Here is a 19,037-nt window from a genome sequence, read left to right as displayed (position 1 = left end):
CATGAACAAATTGAAACAATGGCTGATTGCGGGTGGTGTTTTGACCTGTGTTGTCGTACCGGTAAGCCTGGCTAACACCGGAGGCGTAAAATCTCTACGTGGTGACAAGGAAATCGATTCTACCTTGAATGCTCCGGAACTGAAACGCCAAAGCGGAGACACGGATGTATTGGAGCGCAACTACGTGCAACAACCACCCCTAATTCCTCATCGGATTCAAGGCTACAAAATCGATTTGCGTTCCAACAAATGCTTGCTCTGCCACAGTTGGAAAAATGCCAAACGTTCCGGTGCGACAAAAATCAGTATGACTCATTTCAAAGACCGTGATGGAAACGAGCTGTCTGAGGTGGCACCTAGACGCTATTTTTGCGTGCAGTGTCATGTACCCCAGGTCAATGCCCAACCACTGGTGAAAAACCAATTTGAGCCGGTTAAATCTTTGCAATAACAAGTAGGGAAAGATGAACGTAGAACAATTGAAACAACTGTTGCTGCGTCCCAGCAGCAAATATTCTTTGGGGATGTTGCTGACAGTGGGATTTGCGAGCGGCATTGTGTTTTGGGGCGGTTTTAACACCGTGATGGAAGCCACTAACAAGGAATCTTTCTGTATCAGCTGCCATGAAATGCGTGAGTTTGTGTATAAGGAATACCAAAACACCATTCACTACAACAACCGTACCGGCGTGCGGGCGACGTGTCCCGATTGTCACGTTCCCAAGGAATGGACCTACAAAATGCTACGGAAAATTCAAGCCAGCAACGAGGTCTTTCATAAAATCCTGGGTAGTATCAGCACCAAGGAAAAATTCGAAGCTAAGCGTGGCCAGTTAGCCGAAAACGTATGGCGGTCTATGAAACGTACGGATTCGCGAGAATGTCGTAATTGTCATGATTTCACTTCTATGGATTATCCTGCCCAAAGTCGTCGTGCTTATAAGCAACACATTAAGGGCTTTGATGAAAAACTGACCTGTATCGACTGCCATAAAGGTATAGCCCATTCATTGCCTCTAAACGGTAAGTAAAAGGGTTGTGGTGCTTAGGGCTCCGCGACCATATGCGCTTTGACCTCCTGAATCACGCCGTCATCGGAAACGATGACGGTTACACCTTTTACCACGAAGTTTTGCTGCAGGGGAACCGTCAGAGGCTTTACCAACTCATTGTAAATATGGACGGTGACCGTATCCGTCTGGATTTCGTAAGCAAAGGACACCTGTTTGGGGATAATATCGTCTCGAGCCAAACTTCGGCCTAGAAGTTCAATATCACCCTCCCGCAAATTAACCAGAAACAGCCTGACGATGAGATGTGAGGCCAGTTTTTGTTGTTCAATAAAATCCTCTCCAACAACAGGGCTGGTCCCCATTAAGACTGTGCACAGACAGATGAGACGAATCCACATAATGCCAATTCGTTTTATAGTAAAAACTCCTTACATTAAAGTATGGTATACCGGGCTGGGTTTAGATAGGTCACCTGGCCCAACTCAACGCTTACAGGGTACTTCACGGCACCCCGCTGCCAGTGCTTGACTACATTACTAACATTCAGTATTGTTGCAGCCCTCCGTAGGCGCGTAGCTCAGTTGGTTAGAGCACTACCTTGACATGGTAGGGGTCGCTGGTTCGAGTCCAGTCGTGCCTACCATCTTTTCTGATTGTCTTCAAATCCTCTCGGCTTGATTAATAAATGACCAATATCTAATATTATACCTACAATTAATATGGCTTATGCGGGTGCCATACTGCGGTGACGTTCTATAACCTGAAGCAAAAAAACAGTCGCGAAAAGTATACCAAGTGGAGACGGTTTTAAACCTGATTAAAGGATAAAATGCCGGGTCTATATTATGTTAACGTATATAATCGTGTGCATATTACCATAATTATTTTTCTGCTATATCGCTATGATATTATCGCGTGAATATCGCAATCAATAAACTTTCAAAATTCTTTCTTTCCAAATGCAGGGGTCAATCATGTCGGGGTCGTATTTATCCAACTTTGGTTTGAATTCATGGTTGGTAATCTGGAGATTACTGTTGCTGGCAAATTTGAGTTTGCTGATAAACGCCTGCGGCAGTGAACCAGACGATGCAAATGATCCTTCACAAAAAGGCTCCCTACAAAACATTGTTGTTGTAGCGGGTACGCGTGCTGTAGATATTAGCTGGTCCGGTGTACCCGGTGCGGACGGTTACACGGTGTATTGGTCCAATCAGCCCGGAGTTACCCCCCAGAATGGATCACCGATCGACACGGTAGAACCGCATCTCAGTCACACCGAGTTATCCAATGGACTGACTTATTATTATGTTATAACCAGCAAGCGCTACGGAGGGGAAAGCTATCCTTCACGTCAGGTCAGCGCAAGGCCACAAGCGGCGATACCGACGGCGGTTCAAGGAATCGAAGCTAAATCGGAAAATCAACGGGTGCGACTGCGTTGGGACGCGGTACCGGGGGCGACTTCTTACAGCATTTATTGGAGTTATAGTGCATCGGTAAGTCCTGCCGATAACCGAATACACGATGTGGAATCGCCGTTTGTTCACAGCGATTTAGAAAACGGCCAAAGCTACTACTATATTATAGTGGCTGAAAACGACGTCGGAATGGGAGTGGTTTCTGAGGTCCATACCGCCCAGCCATTGGAAGCGATTCCCATTGCTCCGGTAATGGAAAACGCGGTTATAACTGCCGACACGGTTCAATTAAATTGGCACAGTGCAGCATCGGATGTAAATATCCAATACGACATCTATTGGAGCAATGTCGATGACGTGAGTGAAGACTCCGCGGTGATCGATTCGGTCAGCAGCCCGTACACTCATGGCCCCTTAAGCGCCGGACAGAATTATTACTATAAGGTCAGGGCTCGCAACGGTCGCGGCGTCAGTGCCCTGTCGAACACGATACATGCCCAACTGCCGGGTACGGTAGACGTAGCTGTTGTGGGGGCTGTGCCGGGAGTCCCGGGCAATATTTCGCTGCGGGTGGAAAACGGCCAACTGAGTCTGAGTTGGGATAGTGCCGCGAACGCACAAGCCTATAACATCTATTGGGTATCCGGCAGCAGAACGGTGAGCAAAGCCGACAACAAAATTGCCGCCGTGCAAAGCCCCTATACCCATATTCAACTCAACAATGGTACCCAGTACGGATATGCCGTCAGTGCCGTCAACGCCAACGGAGAAAGCGACTTGTCGGTACAAGTCAACGGCAGCCCGGAACAAATCATTGCGGGTGTACCGGCGGGCTTGAGCGCTTCCGGCAGTGACGAAAGCATTGGATTGCATTGGTTGCCGGTGAGTCAGGCAAGTGAATATGTTGTCTACATTCGGGACGTGACAGATACTGTGCCCGGGCCGGAGCAGCGAATCGCGCCGGTGCAGTCGCCGTTAATCATCAATGCCGGCAACTATAGTGGCGGTTTGAACAATGCCCGGCGTTACCGCATACAAGTGACCGCGATGAATGGCGGTAGTGAAAGTGCACGCAGCCAAGCCGTAGAAGCGATCCCCAAAGAGCCGCCGCCGAATGCACCGATGGCTATATATGCCGAACCGGGAGCAGCAAGAGTACTGATCCGTTGGCCTGAAGCTCAGGCTCAAAACCCGGCGGACCCGGATGAAGTTGTCACAGGCTACCGTCTGTACTATCGACAACAAGCCGGCGTGTCAGTCGCCAATGGAAGTTTGATACCGGCATTGGATGCCAACGGCGATCCCAACTATACCCAGGTAACGGATAGCCAAGGCAATGTATTCTGGCAAGTGAACCACACCGGCTTACAAAACAACATTCGTTACTATTATATAGTCACAGCAGTAAATAGTGGTGGAGAAAGCCGCGGAAGTGATCAAGTATGGGCCATCCCGCAAGCGCCTGTACCGGCTATGCCCAGCAATACCTGGGCGGAAGCAGGGGATAACCAGGTCATTATCCATTTTACCGAAGCCACACAAGGTCCGGCTGCTTACAACCTCTACTGGATACGAGAGCGCAGCGATGGCAGTCGCAGCGGACAACAGGTTACCGCCAATATTTTGCCCGGTCATGTATTCACAGATGGGGGCAACAGTAATGGAAACAGCTACTATTTTCGATTGACCACCGTCACGGCAGGCGGCGAAAGTCAATACACCCGTGAATTCAGCGCCAGTCCGCAACCGGCCCCACCCCAAGCGCCACCGGTGACGGTCGCGGCAAGCGCCCAGGACTCCCAGGTAACGATCAACTGGACGCCCGTGGCGGACGCCGATAGTTATGTCCTGTATTGGTCTACCAGCGCGGACATTGATCCCTCACTTGGAGCGAGAATCAGTGGCCCGGAGGTGCAAAGTGGCTATGTACACAGCGGCTTGAGCAACGGCCAGGTGTATTACTATCGCCTGGCGGCTCAAAACGCAGGAGGGGAAAGCAGCCTGTCGGAATTTACCGTTGCCATGCCGCAAAGCGATCCGCCTTCACAGCCCGCCAACCTAACAGCAGTCGCCGGTGATGGCCAAGTACAAGTGCAATGGCCGAACGTTGCTACGGCCAACAGCTATACCCTGTATTGGGCTATGGAACCTGGCAATGCCCAACCCTTGACCAACTGGTCCCGACGTGTCGGGGTGCAAAGTGGCACCATAATCGATGGGCTGAACAATGGGGCCATCTATCATTTTGCGGTGCAAGCACACAATCAGGGGGGCCCCAGTGCTCCAAGCAATTCGGTGGCGGCCATACCGGAGCCCGCAGCTCCCGCCAGCCCGGATGGATTCAGCGCGGCGCCTGGGGATGGGCAAATCAGTTTGGACTGGAATACGCAAAACGGGGTCACCTACAACCTGTATTGGACCACAGATACGAATCCGATGGTACAACCGATCAGCAGCGGAAACCTCATCAGCAATGTTCGTCCCACACATATAATAAACGGGCTTAGCAACGGTACAATCTATCGTTATCAACTCACCGCCAACAATGCCGGTGGGGAAAGTCCGCCCAGCGCAGAAGTCAGTGCCATGGCGCAAGCCATAGTTGCCACAGCCCCGCAGGCACTGCGGGCAGAAGGGGTCGATGGACGGGTTATCCTCAATTGGATGCCTCCAGAGCAGGGCACAGGACCGTTTAGCTACAATGTATATTGGAGCACCACACCCGGAGTAGGTACTGGGGGTACTTTAATTGCCGATATCGCCATAAGCTCCTTTACCCATCGAGGTTTGACCAACGGACAAGCCTACTACTACGTGGTGACGGCAGTCACTGCAGCGCAAGAAAGTGTCCCGTCATTACCGGCCAGTGCCAGTCCACGGGGACTGTTACCGAGTCAGATCCAAGGTATGCGAGTGGAATCGGGCAACGGACAAAACACGGTACATTGGCAAGCGGAAACCAGCGCCAGTCAATATCAGGTGGAATGGTCATTGGAAGTCAACGCGGCCAACGAACTGCAGGGCACCATCAACAGCGCCACCGTTATAGCACCCAACACACAGTATCAACACACGGGGCTGGGTAACGATGTTCCGGTGTACTACCGGGTAAGCGCCCAAAACCAACAGGGACCGGGAGGCAGTCTGCAAAGCGGACCGGTGTCGGTCACGGTCAGCGGCACACCCCGGAGCCAGGCTAATCAAATACCGCAAATCCAACAAGGCGCGACGCATAACCTCAGCATTGACGAGGATGCCGACCCCATCAACATACTGTTGAATGCCATCGACAACGACGGAGACACTCTGAGCTGGAGCGTATCGACCGCCGCGAGCCATGGTGTAGCCGGAGTCAACGGTAATGGCAACAGTGCTATTGTCAGCTACGCAGTGAACCCGAACTTTGATCAAAGCGATCAATTTGAAATTCAAGTGAGCGATGGGCGCGGCGGCGCGGACAGCATTGTCATCAATATCAGTGTAAATCCCATTAATGATGCCCCGGCCTTTAACACGGTATTAAGCGATCGCAGCGACATTGATGCAGCGCCGATAGTTTTGGATGCCGGAGCAAGCGATGTGGAAAGCCCGACCTTATCCTATAGCGCCATCGGATTACCACCGGGTTTAAACATCAACACCGCCACGGGCCTGGTCAGCGGCACCTTGACGGCTACCGCCTCACTAAACAGCCCTTATGCGGTGACCATCACCGTGGATGACTTAAGCGGGGCAGCCAACGCCCAGACCTCGGCTTCCTTTAATTGGACAGTTAACCCGGTTGGAGTGGATCCCGCGCAGTCCAGCGCCATAATTGAACCGGCCACACCCATAACAGCAGGCGGCACGGTTAACATTACCATCACCCTCCGAGATACCAGCGGTACAGCTAAAGCCGTTGGCGGCGACATCGTCGGTTTGAACATCAGCGGAGCCAACGCGGCATTGACGGCGTCGAGTTCCATCTGGGCCACAGACAACAATGATGGTAGCTACAGCATCAGTTACACTCCCACAGTTGCGGGAACCGATAGCTACGACATCACGGTGGATATTAGCGGAACACCGCAAAGCCTGACAGGTACATACAGTAGAAATATAGTGGCAGCAGCAGCCGATCCGGCCAACAGCAGCGCTACCATAGCAGCCGGTCCCTACATCGAAGGGCAAGCCATCGCCATATCGGCCACCGTGAGAGACAGCTATGGCAATGCCGCCAGCGCCAATGTTCAGGTGAACATCACAGGGGTTAATGCGACAAGTCTGACAGCCATTGCCCAAGGTGGCGGTTTGTACACTACGCAATATACTCCGCTGAACCCAGGCGATGATTTTGTCAGCATCCTGGTGGATACAATGGCCATTGGGTCCAGTCCTTACACCTTACCCATTGGCAGTGCTAACGCATCCCCCACAGACATCAATCTGAGCAACAGCAGCATCGCCGAGAACAGTGCTGATAATACGGTTATAGGAACATTGAGCAGCGTGGACACGGCAGGGGATACGCATACCTATAGCTTTGTCGGTCCCAACAACGACGCCGGTGGTCGTTTTGCCATTGTCGATAATCAACTGCAAGTGGCTAATGGCAGTTTGTTAGACTTTGAAACCAATACCAGTCACAGCATCAGTGTGCGCGCCACAGACCAGGGCAGCTTGTTTGTGGAAAGAAGCTTCACCATCACTGTGACCAATGTGCCGGACGTATTGAGTGCGATCGGTATCAATGCAGCGCGAGGCTTCATTGAAGATGCCTCAACCTTTACACTGTTGCCTATTGTTGTAACAGCCGATGCGGACGTGACCGTGTCGTTGTCGCCATCAACAACAGCAGCCGGTAATTTGTTTATCCCGGCCACTGCGGGTGTGGTAATCAACAGCAACGCAGGTACGGGTGAGTGGACGGCCAGTGGTGCCCCAAGCAACGTGAACACCGCTTTGGCAACAACAACTTTTACCCCAGCGGAAAATTACGACAGCAACTTCAGTATCGGCGTGACCGTCAGTGGCAGCGGTTTACCGGATGTCACCGGAACCAAAAACATGGCAGTCACGGCGGTGAATGACGCCCCGGTGTTTAATACAGGATTAGGTGATCAGATCCATCTGGAAGGCACACCAGTTAACGTGGACGCCAGTGCCACAGATGTGGACGGTCCCAACTTGTTTTACAGCGCCACGGGCTTACCTGCGGGTTTGGCTATCAACTCCGGAACGGGGCAAATCACCGGCACACTGGGAGCCACCGCATCTTTGGGCAGCCCCTACACCGTTGACCTCAGCGTCAACGACCAAGGTGTACCCAATGAAGTAGCAAACCGAAGTATCACCTGGACTGTTACCAGCGACAACACAGCCCCCACAGACATCAATCTGAGCAACAGCAGTATCGCCGAGAACAGTGCTGATAATACGGTTATAGGAACATTGAGCAGCGTGGACACGGCAGGGGATACGCATACCTATAGCTTTGTGGGTCCCAACAACGATGCCGGTGGTCGTTTTGCCATTGTCGATAATCAACTGCAAGTGGCTAATGGCAGTTTGTTAGACTTTGAAACCAATACCAGCCACAGCATCAGTGTGCGCGCCACAGACCAGGGCAGCTTGTTTGTGGAAAGAAGCTTCACCATCACTGTGACCAATGTGCCGGACGTATTAAGCGCCACCGGTGTTAATACCGCTGAAGCGTTCATCGAAGACGGCCCGGCATTCACACTGGCCCCCATTGTAGTGACAGCCGATGCAAATGTAAGCGTGTCCCTGCAACCGGCAGTGGCAACGGCAGGCGTCATAACCATCCCCGTCACCGCAGGAGTTACTATTACTGCGGGAGCCGCGGGATTGGTTCAAGCCGACGGCGCTCCGGCCAACGTGAACACCGCTTTGGCAGCGACGACCTTTACCCCGGGGGCGAACCACGACACTAGCTTCGACATCACAGTGGTGGTGACCAATGCCACGTTGAATGTGAACGGCACCAAGATTGTCTCGGTAACGGCACAAAACGACCCACCGGTGTTCAATCATTTGTTACCCGATCGCACAAGTGTCGATGGAGATGTAGTCAATATAGATGCATCTGCTACCGATATAGAGTCAGCGACACTCAGCTATAGTGCCGCCGGTTTACCGGCAGGTTTGGATATCAATACGGTCACAGGTCAGATTACCGGAGCCATCGATCTTACGGCATCGTTGGATGGTCCTTATCCGGTCGTGGTGACTGTGGATGACCTTAGCGGGGCACCTAACGCACAGGTTACAACCAACTTTAATTGGACAGTCAATCCAATGACGGTGGATCCAACGCAAACCAGTGCCAGTATCACACCCTCTGCGGATGTGGTCGCAGGTACACCAATTAATATAACGGTCACCATTCGAGATGCCAACGGAACTGCAAAAGCCATAGGCGGCGATATTGTGACAATGAATATTGCAGGGGCCAATGAAGCCCTGACAATCGTCGCTCCATTGTCGGCAACGGATAATTTAAATGGCACCTATAGTATCAGTTATACGCCGGAAATTGCCGGACTGGATACCTACGATATTGCAGTGGAAATCAACAGCGTACCTTTCACAATATCCGGCAGTTACAGTAAAAACATTGTCGCCGCAGCGGCGGATCCAAACAATAGTGCTCCCAATATACCCGTTGGGCCTTATATACAGAATCAGCCGGTTGATTTGTCGGTGACCGTAAGCGATGTTTTCGGCAATCCGGCAAATGCAGCGGTAGCATTTAATATTTCAGGTCAAAACTTTGTTGGAGCACTATCGGGAGAGGGGGTTTACTCCATTCAATATACTCCTACTAACGTCGGTACAGAGACAATCAATGTCTATGTTGATGCGGTTATAGTGGAGGCGAGCCCCTATAGTCGAAACGTCCTCAGTGCAACTCTAACTGCTAATGGTATTAACGCGGTGGAGACCTTAGTGGAAAATTCTTCTGCTTTTGGTTTAACGCCATTAGAGCTGACCACGTCGGATATAACGCCGGTTTCCACTACGGTTACGTTAACCCTTTCGGATGTGGCAGCAGGCACGTTGCAAGCGGATGCGGTGCCCGGAGTAACGATAGATTTTAACCCGATAACGGGGGTTCTAAGCCTAGTGGGAATGCCTGCAGATGTGAATGTTGCATTGTCTAATGTATTTCTGACCCCTGGTTCAGGGTATTCTACAGATTTTACTATTGCCGTTATCATTAGCGATTCCATTCGAACGGATCTCAATGGGCTAAAATCCATTGGCGTGATTCCGCTGAGCGAAGTGCTGGCTTCTAGTGCGTTCACCACTACACCGCCCAGCCCGGTGTCAGCGGGTACCAACGTGGATCTGGTGCTTTCTGTTAGGGATGCATTGTCAAACCCAATGGATGTAGATGTCGTAATGCTGATGGCAACAGGTAGTGCCAATGAACAATCGCTGTTGGTGGCTAATCCGCAACAGGGTGAGTACACTGCGTCTTATCTTGCAGCAAATCGTGGTACGGATAACTTTGTGATAAGCATAAACGGTACGACATTAAATACAGAACCGTTTATTATTGGGTCCGGTCCAAGCTTACAATCGACACGGCCTGTTAGCGATTATTCCCAAGCTGCACTAAATCAAACATTTTCTCTGGTGTTCGATCAAGCCATAGACCCCAACTCAGTTACTGGAACTGATTTCACCTTACAAGGTGGTGCTGCACCGGTTCCTGGATCGGTCAATGTGATAGACAATAAAGTGATTTTTACACCAGAAGTTCAATTGAACTACGGTGCGAGTTATTTGGCCAGTTTTACTGGGACCGTAGCAAATTTCTCAGGAGCAAGCACGCTTGTAAGCATAGAGTGGCCCGTAACAGTTATGAATGCGCCTCAGGTTATCAGTTCGGAAACTTATGCCAATATTGTTGACTTTGCAGACACCCATTATAAGGCCTCCAATGGAAATATTTTTCACATTTGGACTGAGCGTAACCTCGATACGTATACGAGTTACTATCGCATATATAATGCATTATCCGGTGTTTGGTCTGATCCGCAAGTATTCGCGGGGTATGCCGCCAGCATCCAGTTCTATGAAAGTGCAGCTGGACTGTTGGTGGTTTATGCAGACGGTAGCTCCAGTGTCACAGATCGACGGCAAATTTTTACCAAATTCTATTCCCGCGGGGTATTTACAGACGCAACCAACCACGGCTATTTTCTGCAGCGGAGTTTTTCCGTGGCCAGTGAAGGTGACTTAATCGGAATGGTTACCACAGATGGCTACATTGTAAATTTCAAGTCTTACGATCCAACAAATGATACATGGAGTACTCCATCCCAAATTCATTTGGATTTCGATCGATTGATTGAATCTATCTCATTGGCAAGTAACGGGACAGGTTTTGCTGTCATGTGGGAAGAGATCAATGTCCTGACGGATGAATCTGTCAACTTGATTGGAAAAGTCCACGATGGAGCAACGTGGGGTACCAATATTGATTTGTTAGTGAATTTCTCGGGATTGTTGGACTATATTCTGGCAGGAAATGCTAACGGTTACGCCATGTTGTGGAGTGATGGGCGCAGAATCTATATCAATGACGGTTCCAGCGCCGCGAATACCGCGAATTTGGACGACACCACGGCGGGCAACCGCCTTTATCCCAGGCTGATAAGTTCACCAAGCGGATTCGCGGCCTTTTGGGCTCAAAATGGAACCTGGGTTTCGAATATTTTTCAACAAGGCCGTTGGGGAACCCCCCAATCGATTGGCGGATCTACTTTGTCTGATGTAGTAGTAGATGCCAGTGGGTATCATATTGCCTACGGAGCAGGAGGGGCTCTGTATGTCGCTAGTAACGCCGGACAAGGCTGGGTCAGTACGGTCGCATCACCGATTGATACGTCTGCGCTGTTAACGGGGCTTACCTTAGAAGTCAATGGTTCTAACTACGCAATTATCTGGCAACAGGGATGGCCGGATACATCACTTAATGCAGTTTCCTACGCTGGGCGTTGGTATGGTGTCAGTCAATTAGATACCAGCAGCATTGCATCGCAAAATTTTCGCCACAGCTTGGTGCCAGTGGATAACGGGTTTACGGCATTTTGGCGCCAGGAAGATGGTATTGGGCAGGCATACTTTGGTTCACGTATAAACATGTCAATAGTACCTCCTGCGTGGACGCGGTCTGGCATAGACTTCATGCCGCCGGTAAGTCGAGGTGCAGCTACAGCGCCCCAAATTGCAATTAACGATGCCGGTGTTAAAGTGGCAGTCTGGCGACAAACCAGTGATGTGGGAGTTGATCGTGTTTACTACAGTATGAACGAAACAGGTACATGGCAGCCACCGCAGTTATTGGATTCTTGTACACTCAGAAATAACAATGTACATATCGCGACAAACGGCAACAGCTTTATGATGGTCTGTAAAAGTGGCTCCGATGTCATTGGGTACTATTTAAACGGCAGCACTTTAACGTCAGATAGTATATTTACTTTTAGCGCTGACAGAGTGACTACCTATTACGCTGGGCCAAACATTCTGGCATCAGATGGTACTGACTACGCAGTCGTATATCCGGGTAGCGGGACCAAGTTTCGACTATTAAATTCTGCAACCGGAATATGGGGGCAGATCGAAACATTACCCATTACTCGTGCCTATAACAGTCGATTTGCCTTTCCTAAAATTACCGGCGGATTGGGTGGTTTTGCGGTCAATTGGTGGGAACAGCCAACGTCTACAACTTATTCCGCAAGTCAGTACGCTGCCACTTACAATGCGGGGACCTGGACGCCAAGTACTCGAATCAGCACCATAGAAACCGGCGCTTCTACGTATCAATTAACAAATGCATTCCGCAATCACATTACGTCAGTTGGCAGCGATTTTCTTGCTACCTGGGTTTCCAGTGATTTGTATACGTCCAGGTTTACAAGCCCATCCTGGAGTGCTGAAACTATGGTTACAGCACCAGGCGCCGTGGCGGCGACGACGCCAATACACAGTGCCTCCAATGGGTTTGGGTATAACATGGTTTGGGGTGTTACCGATTATCAGGCAACTTTGTTTGATGGTAGCAACTGGACTTCACACACAGTTCCTAACATGGTCCCGATAGTAAGACCGATTACACAATCCAATGGCAACGGATACGCGGTAATAGGGGGTATTGCCGGCAATGCAGCTTTTGCAAAATATGAATCCAATGAATGGACAGGATCGCTGCTGCTTGAAAATAAAGGAACCGCCGTAACAAATATCTATCTTGCTCCCAGTGGTTCCAATTATAGCGCTATATGGTCTCAACCGGATGCTGAGTTTGTTGCAGATCCACAAACACCACGAATTTGGGTTTCCGATGATTTCTAGGTTTGGAAAAAAATCTTGTGCCGGAGCAGGGTTGTAACTAATTATGCAGGAATAGAGAGTCATTATGCGATTTAGAAAAATCAGGCAGTTATGTTTCCAATGTTCCGTTGTTGGATTTTTGTTGACATCGTTAACTTTGTTTTCTACGCAGCTACACGCCACCGTTGTCAACCACTCTGTTAAAACAGCCCAAGGTGCCCCCCTCACCATCGATTTAAACGGTGTGATCACCAATATCACGACGGTAAACGTACAAGTGGCCAGCGCACCGGCTGCGGGGAATACGGCGGTTGCGGTTACCTGCTCTGACTTGAGCAATGCTTGTGTTTTGTATACACCGGACCCGGCTTTTGTGGGGGTGGACAGTTTTGATTACTCGGTGGTGAACGATTTAGGCGCTACCGAAGTAGCTACCGTCACTGTTAGGGTGGGGGATGTGAGTCAAGCAGGCAATGTTGGCGTGATTCCAGCGGTAGAAGTGGAGAATATGCTGGAAAATACCTTGTGCCTGGGTTCTCAAACGGGAGATTTGTTAACCCTATGTACCATACTGGCAACCACAGCGGCAGGCAGCGAAGACAGGCGAATTTTAATAAGAGCATTAACTCCGGAAGACGTGGCTGCACAGGGTTCCATGGACGAGTTATTGGCTACTGCACAACTGAATAATATTACACGCCACTTAGCGGCTCTTAGAAACACGCAGCAACAAGTTGCGATAGGTGGATTGAGCTTTAGGCTGGATAGCAAAAACATACAATTGGCAGAACTATTAAAGGGAACCCAAAGCGGGGGTGCCGCCGGTAGTGGGGGAAATGCATTGTCCTGGTTTATCAACGGAGATATCAGCAATGGTGAGCAGGAAGAAACCCTGTACGAAGACGGTTTTGATTTTTTTACCGGCACCGTGTCCACCGGCCTGGATCTGCGTTTGAACTCAGGCGTAGTGGGGCTGGCGTGGGGTTTATCCAAAACCAGTACCGATGTGTTGTATGAAATGGGTGGGCTGGAGGCGCTGTCAAACAGCGTAATTGCCTATGGCAGTTACTATCCCACTCAGGAAACTTATGTGGACTTTATTATCAGCGCCAATTTTACCAGATTTGAGTCGGAACGGCGGATAGTTTTTGGAACCTTTGATGATTTGGTCAGTAGTCAAAACGATGCCACATCGGTAGCCCTTCGTTTGGAATCCGGCGTAAATTTAGCCCAAAGCGGGGCGTTTAATATGAGTCTGGATTTTAAAGCAGAGTATACTAAAACCAACATTGACGGTTATATTGAGCAAGGCAATTCTCTGTTTGCCGTTACCATAGACGACCGAGAGAGCAATCAAGCCAAGACCATCCTGGGCACGTCCATGAGTTATGCGATTAGCACAGGGGTAGCAGTGATTCGGCCGCAGATGGATTTGTACTGGGTACATCAATTCAATGAAGAAGCGGGTAAAGTACAGGGGTTTTTTAATGCCGACCCGACTCAGACCCGATTTGCCTTTGATTCCAATCTGCCGGATACGGACTATTTAAAACTGGGCCTGGGTATGAGCATTATACTGCCCGGCGGCAGCACCGGTTTTGTGCAATTGGGTACGGTTTTGGATAAGGACTACACCAGTAGTCGACGCTTGTCCATGGGTCTACGATTGGAATTGTAAACAAGCCACGAACTGTCTGTTAAAGAGCGCGCAAAAGTATTAGAATGCCGCCGAAAATGAAAATAAGTTTGTAAGTAATTGATTGAGAAATTGGGTTAGGTTAAGATCGCCCCATTGTGGAATTTATCTTGCAAGCTACTTTTTAATTGAATTTTGTAATTCACGTGGTCTCTCGTACGGATCACCACTGACAAGGAAAAAAACATGCCTGTTATTACTCTTCCTGACGGTTCCAAACGTCCATTCGATCATTCGGTTTCCATCCATCAAGTTGCAGAATCCATCGGGCCGGGGCTGGCCAAAGCCGCCATAGCCGGGCGTGTGGGTGATAAATTGCTGGATACCTCCCATGTGATTGAGTCCGATGCGGAGCTCAGTATTATCACCGAGAAAGACGCAGAGGGTCTGGAGATTATTCGTCATTCCACTGCCCATTTATTGGCTCAAGCGGTGAAACAGTTATTTCCTTCCGCACAGGTGACCATAGGCCCTGTGATTGAAGACGGTTTTTATTACGATTTTGCTTATGAAAAACAGTTTACTCCTGAAGATCTGGGCAAAATCGAGAAAAAAATGCAGGAGCTCGCCAAGCAAAACCACTCGGTTAACCGTAGTGTGATGTCGCGGGATGATGCTGTGGCCTATTTTCGCGGCATCGGCGAGGAATACAAAGCCCAAATCATCGAAGATATTCCCAAGGGTGAAGTGTTGTCTTTGTATACTCAGGGTGATTTCACCGACTTATGCCGTGGACCTCACGTGCCTGCCACGGGCCACATCAAAGCGTTTAAGCTGATGAAGCTGGCCGGGGCTTACTGGCGTGGCGACTCCAACAACGCCATGCTGCAGCGGGTGTACGGTACAGCCTGGGTCAATAAAAAGGACCTCAAAGCGTATTTGCATCGGCTGGAAGAAGCGGAAAAGCGTGATCACCGCAAACTGGCCCGCAAGCTGGATTTATTCCATACCCAGGAAGAAGCACCGGGCATGGTGTTTTGGCACCACAACGGTTGGACCATCTATCAGCAGGTGGTGAGCTATATTCGTTCCGTTATCCTGAAAAAGGGTTACGAAGAAGTCCATACGCCGCAATTGGTGGACAGGACCTTATGGGAGAAATCCGGTCATTGGGAAAAATTCCGCGACGATATGTTTACAACAGAATCGGAAAATCGCGACTACGCGGTCAAGCCCATGAACTGTCCCTGCCATATCCAGATATTTAATCAGGGCCTGAAAAGCTACCGCGATTTGCCTTTGCGCATTTCCGAATTCGGTTCCTGTCACCGTAATGAGCCTTCGGGGACGTTACACGGGTTAATGCGGGTACGTAATTTTGTTCAGGATGATGCCCATATATTTTGTACGGAAGATCAAATCCAGGATGAGGTATCGGCATTCATAGATTTGCTCTATGGTGTATATGCTGATTTCGGTTTTAAAGAAGTTATCGTCAAATTGTCTACACGTCCGGAAAAACGGGTGGGGTCTGACGAAGTTTGGGACAAGGCCGAGCACGCCCTGGAACAGGCGCTCAATGCCAAACAGCTTGTCTGGGACTTGCAACCGGGTGAGGGGGCATTTTACGGTCCTAAAATTGAGTTTTCATTGAAGGATTGTCTAGGTCGGGTGTGGCAATGTGGTACTATCCAGGTGGATTTTTCCATGCCGGCTCGTTTGGATTCTCATTATGTGGCAGAGGATGGCACAAAACATGTGCCCGTCATGCTGCATCGAGCGATTTTGGGGTCTGTAGAGCGTTTTGTGGGTATTCTCATCGAAGAATATGCCGGTGCTTTTCCTGCCTGGTTGGCTCCTTGGCAGGTGGTCGTCATGAATATTACCGACCGACAGAGCGATTTTGCCCAAAAAATTGAAAATTCATTAAGAAATCTTGGTTTTAGGGTTAAATCCGACTTGAGAAACGAGAAAATCGGATTTAAAATTCGCGAGCACACAATGCAGAAAATCCCCTACCTCATTATTTTGGGAGATAGGGAAGAGGAAGATAATTCGGTGGCCGTACGCACGCGTGGTGGTCAAGACCTGGGAAGCATGGATTTGAACAGTTTCGCCAAGGGTCTTGAAAAAGAAATCGCGAGCCACGGCCGTCATGTTTTGGAGGTTTAAAGTATCGCCGCAGAAAAACAGGTTCGTTTGAACGATGAAATAACAGCGCCTCAAGTCCGGGTAATTGGAGCGGATGGGGAACAGGTGGGCATAATGGCTGTCAGTGACGCATTGCAGAAAGCCTACGACGCTGAATTGGATCTAGTGGAAATCGTTCCTAATGCAGATCCGCCGGTTTGCCGGGTCATGGACCACGGCAAGTATTTGTTTGAAGAAAACAAAAAACGGCATGCGGCGAAAAAGAAACAAAAACAGATCCACGTTAAGGAAATCAAATTTCGTCCGGGTACGGATATTGGAGATTACGAGGTAAAACTACGTAACCTTAAACGTTTCCTCACCAACGGGGATAGAGTTAAAGTCACTCTGCGATTTCGTGGTCGCGAGATGGCTCACCAGGAACTGGGTCTGGAATTGCTCAAACGGGTAGAGGCGGATCTGGAAGAATTGGGCGCGGTTGAGCAGTTTCCCAAAGTGGAAGGCCGAGCCATGGTGATGATCATTGCGCCTAAGAAAGGGCAATAAGAAAAACGGCAATTGATATTGTCGGCCGCTATCGGCCTCAGTCGAGAAGTTTGATTCGAGGCAGGTAGAAGCTGTTCCAAACTGGGTTGGATATCCGATTTGGGGCAGTTGTAAAAAAGAGCGTACTGCTGTTGGCCGGTGTGGCACCCAGGCTCCCAGTTATAAACGTACGCAGTTGTTTAATTAGAAAATGTGGAGTTAGTTATGCCAAAGATGAAAACAAACCGTGGCGCTGCCAAACGGTTTCAACGTTCGGGGTCAGGCGGGTTCAAGCGTGCCCAGTCACACCGGCGTCATATTCTGACCAAGAAAAGCAGCAAGCGCAAACGTCACTTGCGTTCCCCCAGTCTGGTTGCAGAGTGCGATACCTCAATGGTAAGTCGCATGATGCCGTACGTGTAAGGGGGTGGAATCATGGCAAGAGTAAAACGTGGCGTCACTGCACGCGCTAAACACAAAAAAGTACTGGATAAAGCCAAGGGTTATTCCGGTCGTCGCAAAAATGTCTACCGCGTAGCGGTACAGGCAGTCACCAAAGCCGGGCAGTATGCCTACCGCGACCGTCGTCAGCGCAAACGTCAGTTTCGCGCATTATGGATAGCCCGAATCAATGCGGCTGCACGTGAGTGTGGTTTATCCTACAGCCGATTTATTAACGGCTTGAAAAAAGCATCTATCGAAATCGATCGAAAGGTGCTGGCAGACTTAGCCGTATTTGAAAAACAGGCCTTTTCGGCCTTAGCGGAAAAAGCCAAAGCCAGTCTTTCCAGCTAAGTTACCTGTTTTACCGGCTTTATAAGTAAACACAAGGGGGGAAAGGCTAACGCTTTTCCCCCCTTTTGTGTTTTTGTAGATAAATATCCATCACTCATCGAGGTACCATCGTGTCGAAAGAGCTCCAACAGCTCGTATCCGAAGCGGAGAAAGCCATAACATCAACCGCCGACTTAAAAGAGCTGGATCAGCACCGAGTCCATTATTTGGGGAAAAAAGGACTCATCACCGCGCAAATGCAATCTCTGGGTAAACTGCCCCCGGAGGAGCGCAAAGAGGCGGGCAAAGTCATTAACCAGGCCAAACAAGCCGTACAAGTCGCTATCGAAACCCGCAAACAAAAACTGCAGCAGGAAGATCTGGAGCGCAAGCTGGCCTCGGAAGCCGTAGACGTGACCCTGCCCGGGCGTGGCTTAAACGGTGGTGGTCTGCATCCCATCACTCAGACCATTGCTCGAATTGAAGCCATGTTTGCCAAAATGGGTTTTGAAGTGGTCGAGGGTCCGGAAGTGGAAGATGACTATCACAACTTCGAAGCCCTCAATATTCCCGAGTCGCATCCGGCGCGTGCCATGCACGATACCTTTTATTTTAATGATCATTTGGTACTGCGTACCCACACATCTCCGGTACAAATTCGAGTCATGGAAGAGCGCGAACCGCCTTTAAAAATTATTGCGCCGGGTCGAGTGTATCGCTGCGACTCGGATCTGACCCATACCCCTATGTTTCATCAAGTGGAAGGCTTGTTGGTGGATCGCGCCGTAAGTTTTGCTGATCTCAAGGGGATGTTGGACGAGTTTCTGAAGCACTTCTTTGAGCGAGAAGATTTGGAAGTGCGGTTTAGGCCCTCCTATTTTCCCTTTACCGAACCGTCAGCCGAGGTGGATATCCAATGCGTCATGTGCTCCGGTAAGGGATGTCGCGTCTGCAGTCAGACCGGATGGTTGGAAATACTGGGTTGCGGCATGGTTCAGCCCAAAGTTTTCGATTACGTCAAAATCGACAATGAAAAATACACCGGTTTTGCTTTCGGCATAGGGGTGGAGCGCATGGCTATGTTGCGCTACGGCATCAATGATTTGCGTCTGCTATTTGAAAATGATTTACGTTTTTTACAGCAGTTTAACTAATTGTTACCGACCC

The 19,037-nt window shown here is 49.8% G+C and carries 10 protein-coding genes and 1 tRNA gene; 10 read left to right on the top strand and 1 reads right to left on the bottom strand.

What is annotated here, in order from left to right; all coding sequences use genetic code 11:
• Position 1 precedes the first annotated feature (1 nt).
• Both OEY58_13575 and OEY58_13570 read left to right on the top strand, forming a co-directional pair.
• Positions 2-451 (top strand): nitrate reductase cytochrome c-type subunit, encoded by a 450-nt coding sequence (locus OEY58_13575; GenBank protein MDH5326483.1) that lies wholly within the window; start codon positions 2-4, stop codon positions 449-451.
• Positions 452-464: 13 nt separating this feature from the next.
• Positions 465-1,031 (top strand): NapC/NirT family cytochrome c, encoded by a 567-nt coding sequence (locus OEY58_13570; GenBank protein MDH5326482.1) that lies wholly within the window; start codon positions 465-467, stop codon positions 1,029-1,031.
• Positions 1,032-1,045: 14 nt separating this feature from the next.
• On the opposite strand, the gene OEY58_13565 is transcribed toward OEY58_13570, so the two are convergent.
• Entirely contained in the window at positions 1,046-1,375 is a 330-nt protein-coding gene (locus OEY58_13565; GenBank protein MDH5326481.1) for a hypothetical protein, read from the bottom strand.
• Between the two features lie 204 nt (positions 1,376-1,579).
• Here OEY58_13565 and OEY58_13560 point away from each other — a divergent pair.
• From OEY58_13560 to pheS, 8 genes are all read left to right on the top strand, one after another.
• A tRNA-Val gene (locus OEY58_13560) sits at positions 1,580-1,656 on the top strand.
• A 331-nt stretch (positions 1,657-1,987) separates the two neighbouring features.
• A complete protein-coding gene (locus OEY58_13555; GenBank protein MDH5326480.1) occupies positions 1,988-12,805 on the top strand; it encodes a putative Ig domain-containing protein in 10,818 nt (3,605 codons plus the stop codon).
• A 121-nt stretch (positions 12,806-12,926) separates the two neighbouring features.
• Positions 12,927-14,462, top strand: a complete 1,536-nt coding sequence (locus tag OEY58_13550) for an autotransporter domain-containing protein (GenBank protein MDH5326479.1) — start codon at positions 12,927-12,929, stop codon at positions 14,460-14,462.
• Positions 14,463-14,666: 204 nt separating this feature from the next.
• A complete protein-coding gene (thrS, locus tag OEY58_13545) occupies positions 14,667-16,592 on the top strand; it encodes a threonine--tRNA ligase (GenBank protein MDH5326478.1) in 1,926 nt (641 codons plus the stop codon).
• Between the two features lie 3 nt (positions 16,593-16,595).
• Positions 16,596-17,117 carry a translation initiation factor IF-3 gene (gene infC / locus OEY58_13540; protein MDH5326477.1) on the top strand — a complete coding sequence of 174 codons (522 nt, stop codon included), beginning with the start codon at positions 16,596-16,598 and terminating at the stop codon, positions 17,115-17,117.
• A 204-nt stretch (positions 17,118-17,321) separates the two neighbouring features.
• The gene (gene rpmI, locus OEY58_13535; GenBank protein MDH5326476.1) at positions 17,322-17,519 is read left to right on the top strand and encodes a 50S ribosomal protein L35; all 198 of its coding nucleotides are present in this window, start codon (positions 17,322-17,324) and stop codon (positions 17,517-17,519) included.
• 12 nt (positions 17,520-17,531) lie between these two features.
• Complete coding sequence (gene rplT, locus OEY58_13530) at positions 17,532-17,891, top strand: 50S ribosomal protein L20 (GenBank protein ID MDH5326475.1); 360 nt, start codon at positions 17,532-17,534, stop codon at positions 17,889-17,891.
• Between the two features lie 110 nt (positions 17,892-18,001).
• Positions 18,002-19,024: a phenylalanine--tRNA ligase subunit alpha gene (pheS, locus tag OEY58_13525; GenBank protein ID MDH5326474.1), complete on the top strand. Its 1,023-nt coding sequence runs from the start codon at positions 18,002-18,004 to the stop codon at positions 19,022-19,024.
• Positions 19,025-19,037: the final 13 nt, after the last annotated feature.

This window comes from Gammaproteobacteria bacterium, from assembly GCA_029882975.1.
Taxonomy (GTDB): domain Bacteria; phylum Pseudomonadota; class Gammaproteobacteria; order SZUA-152; family SZUA-152; genus JAJDNG01.
This window is presented reverse-complemented; position numbering and strand designations above follow the sequence as displayed.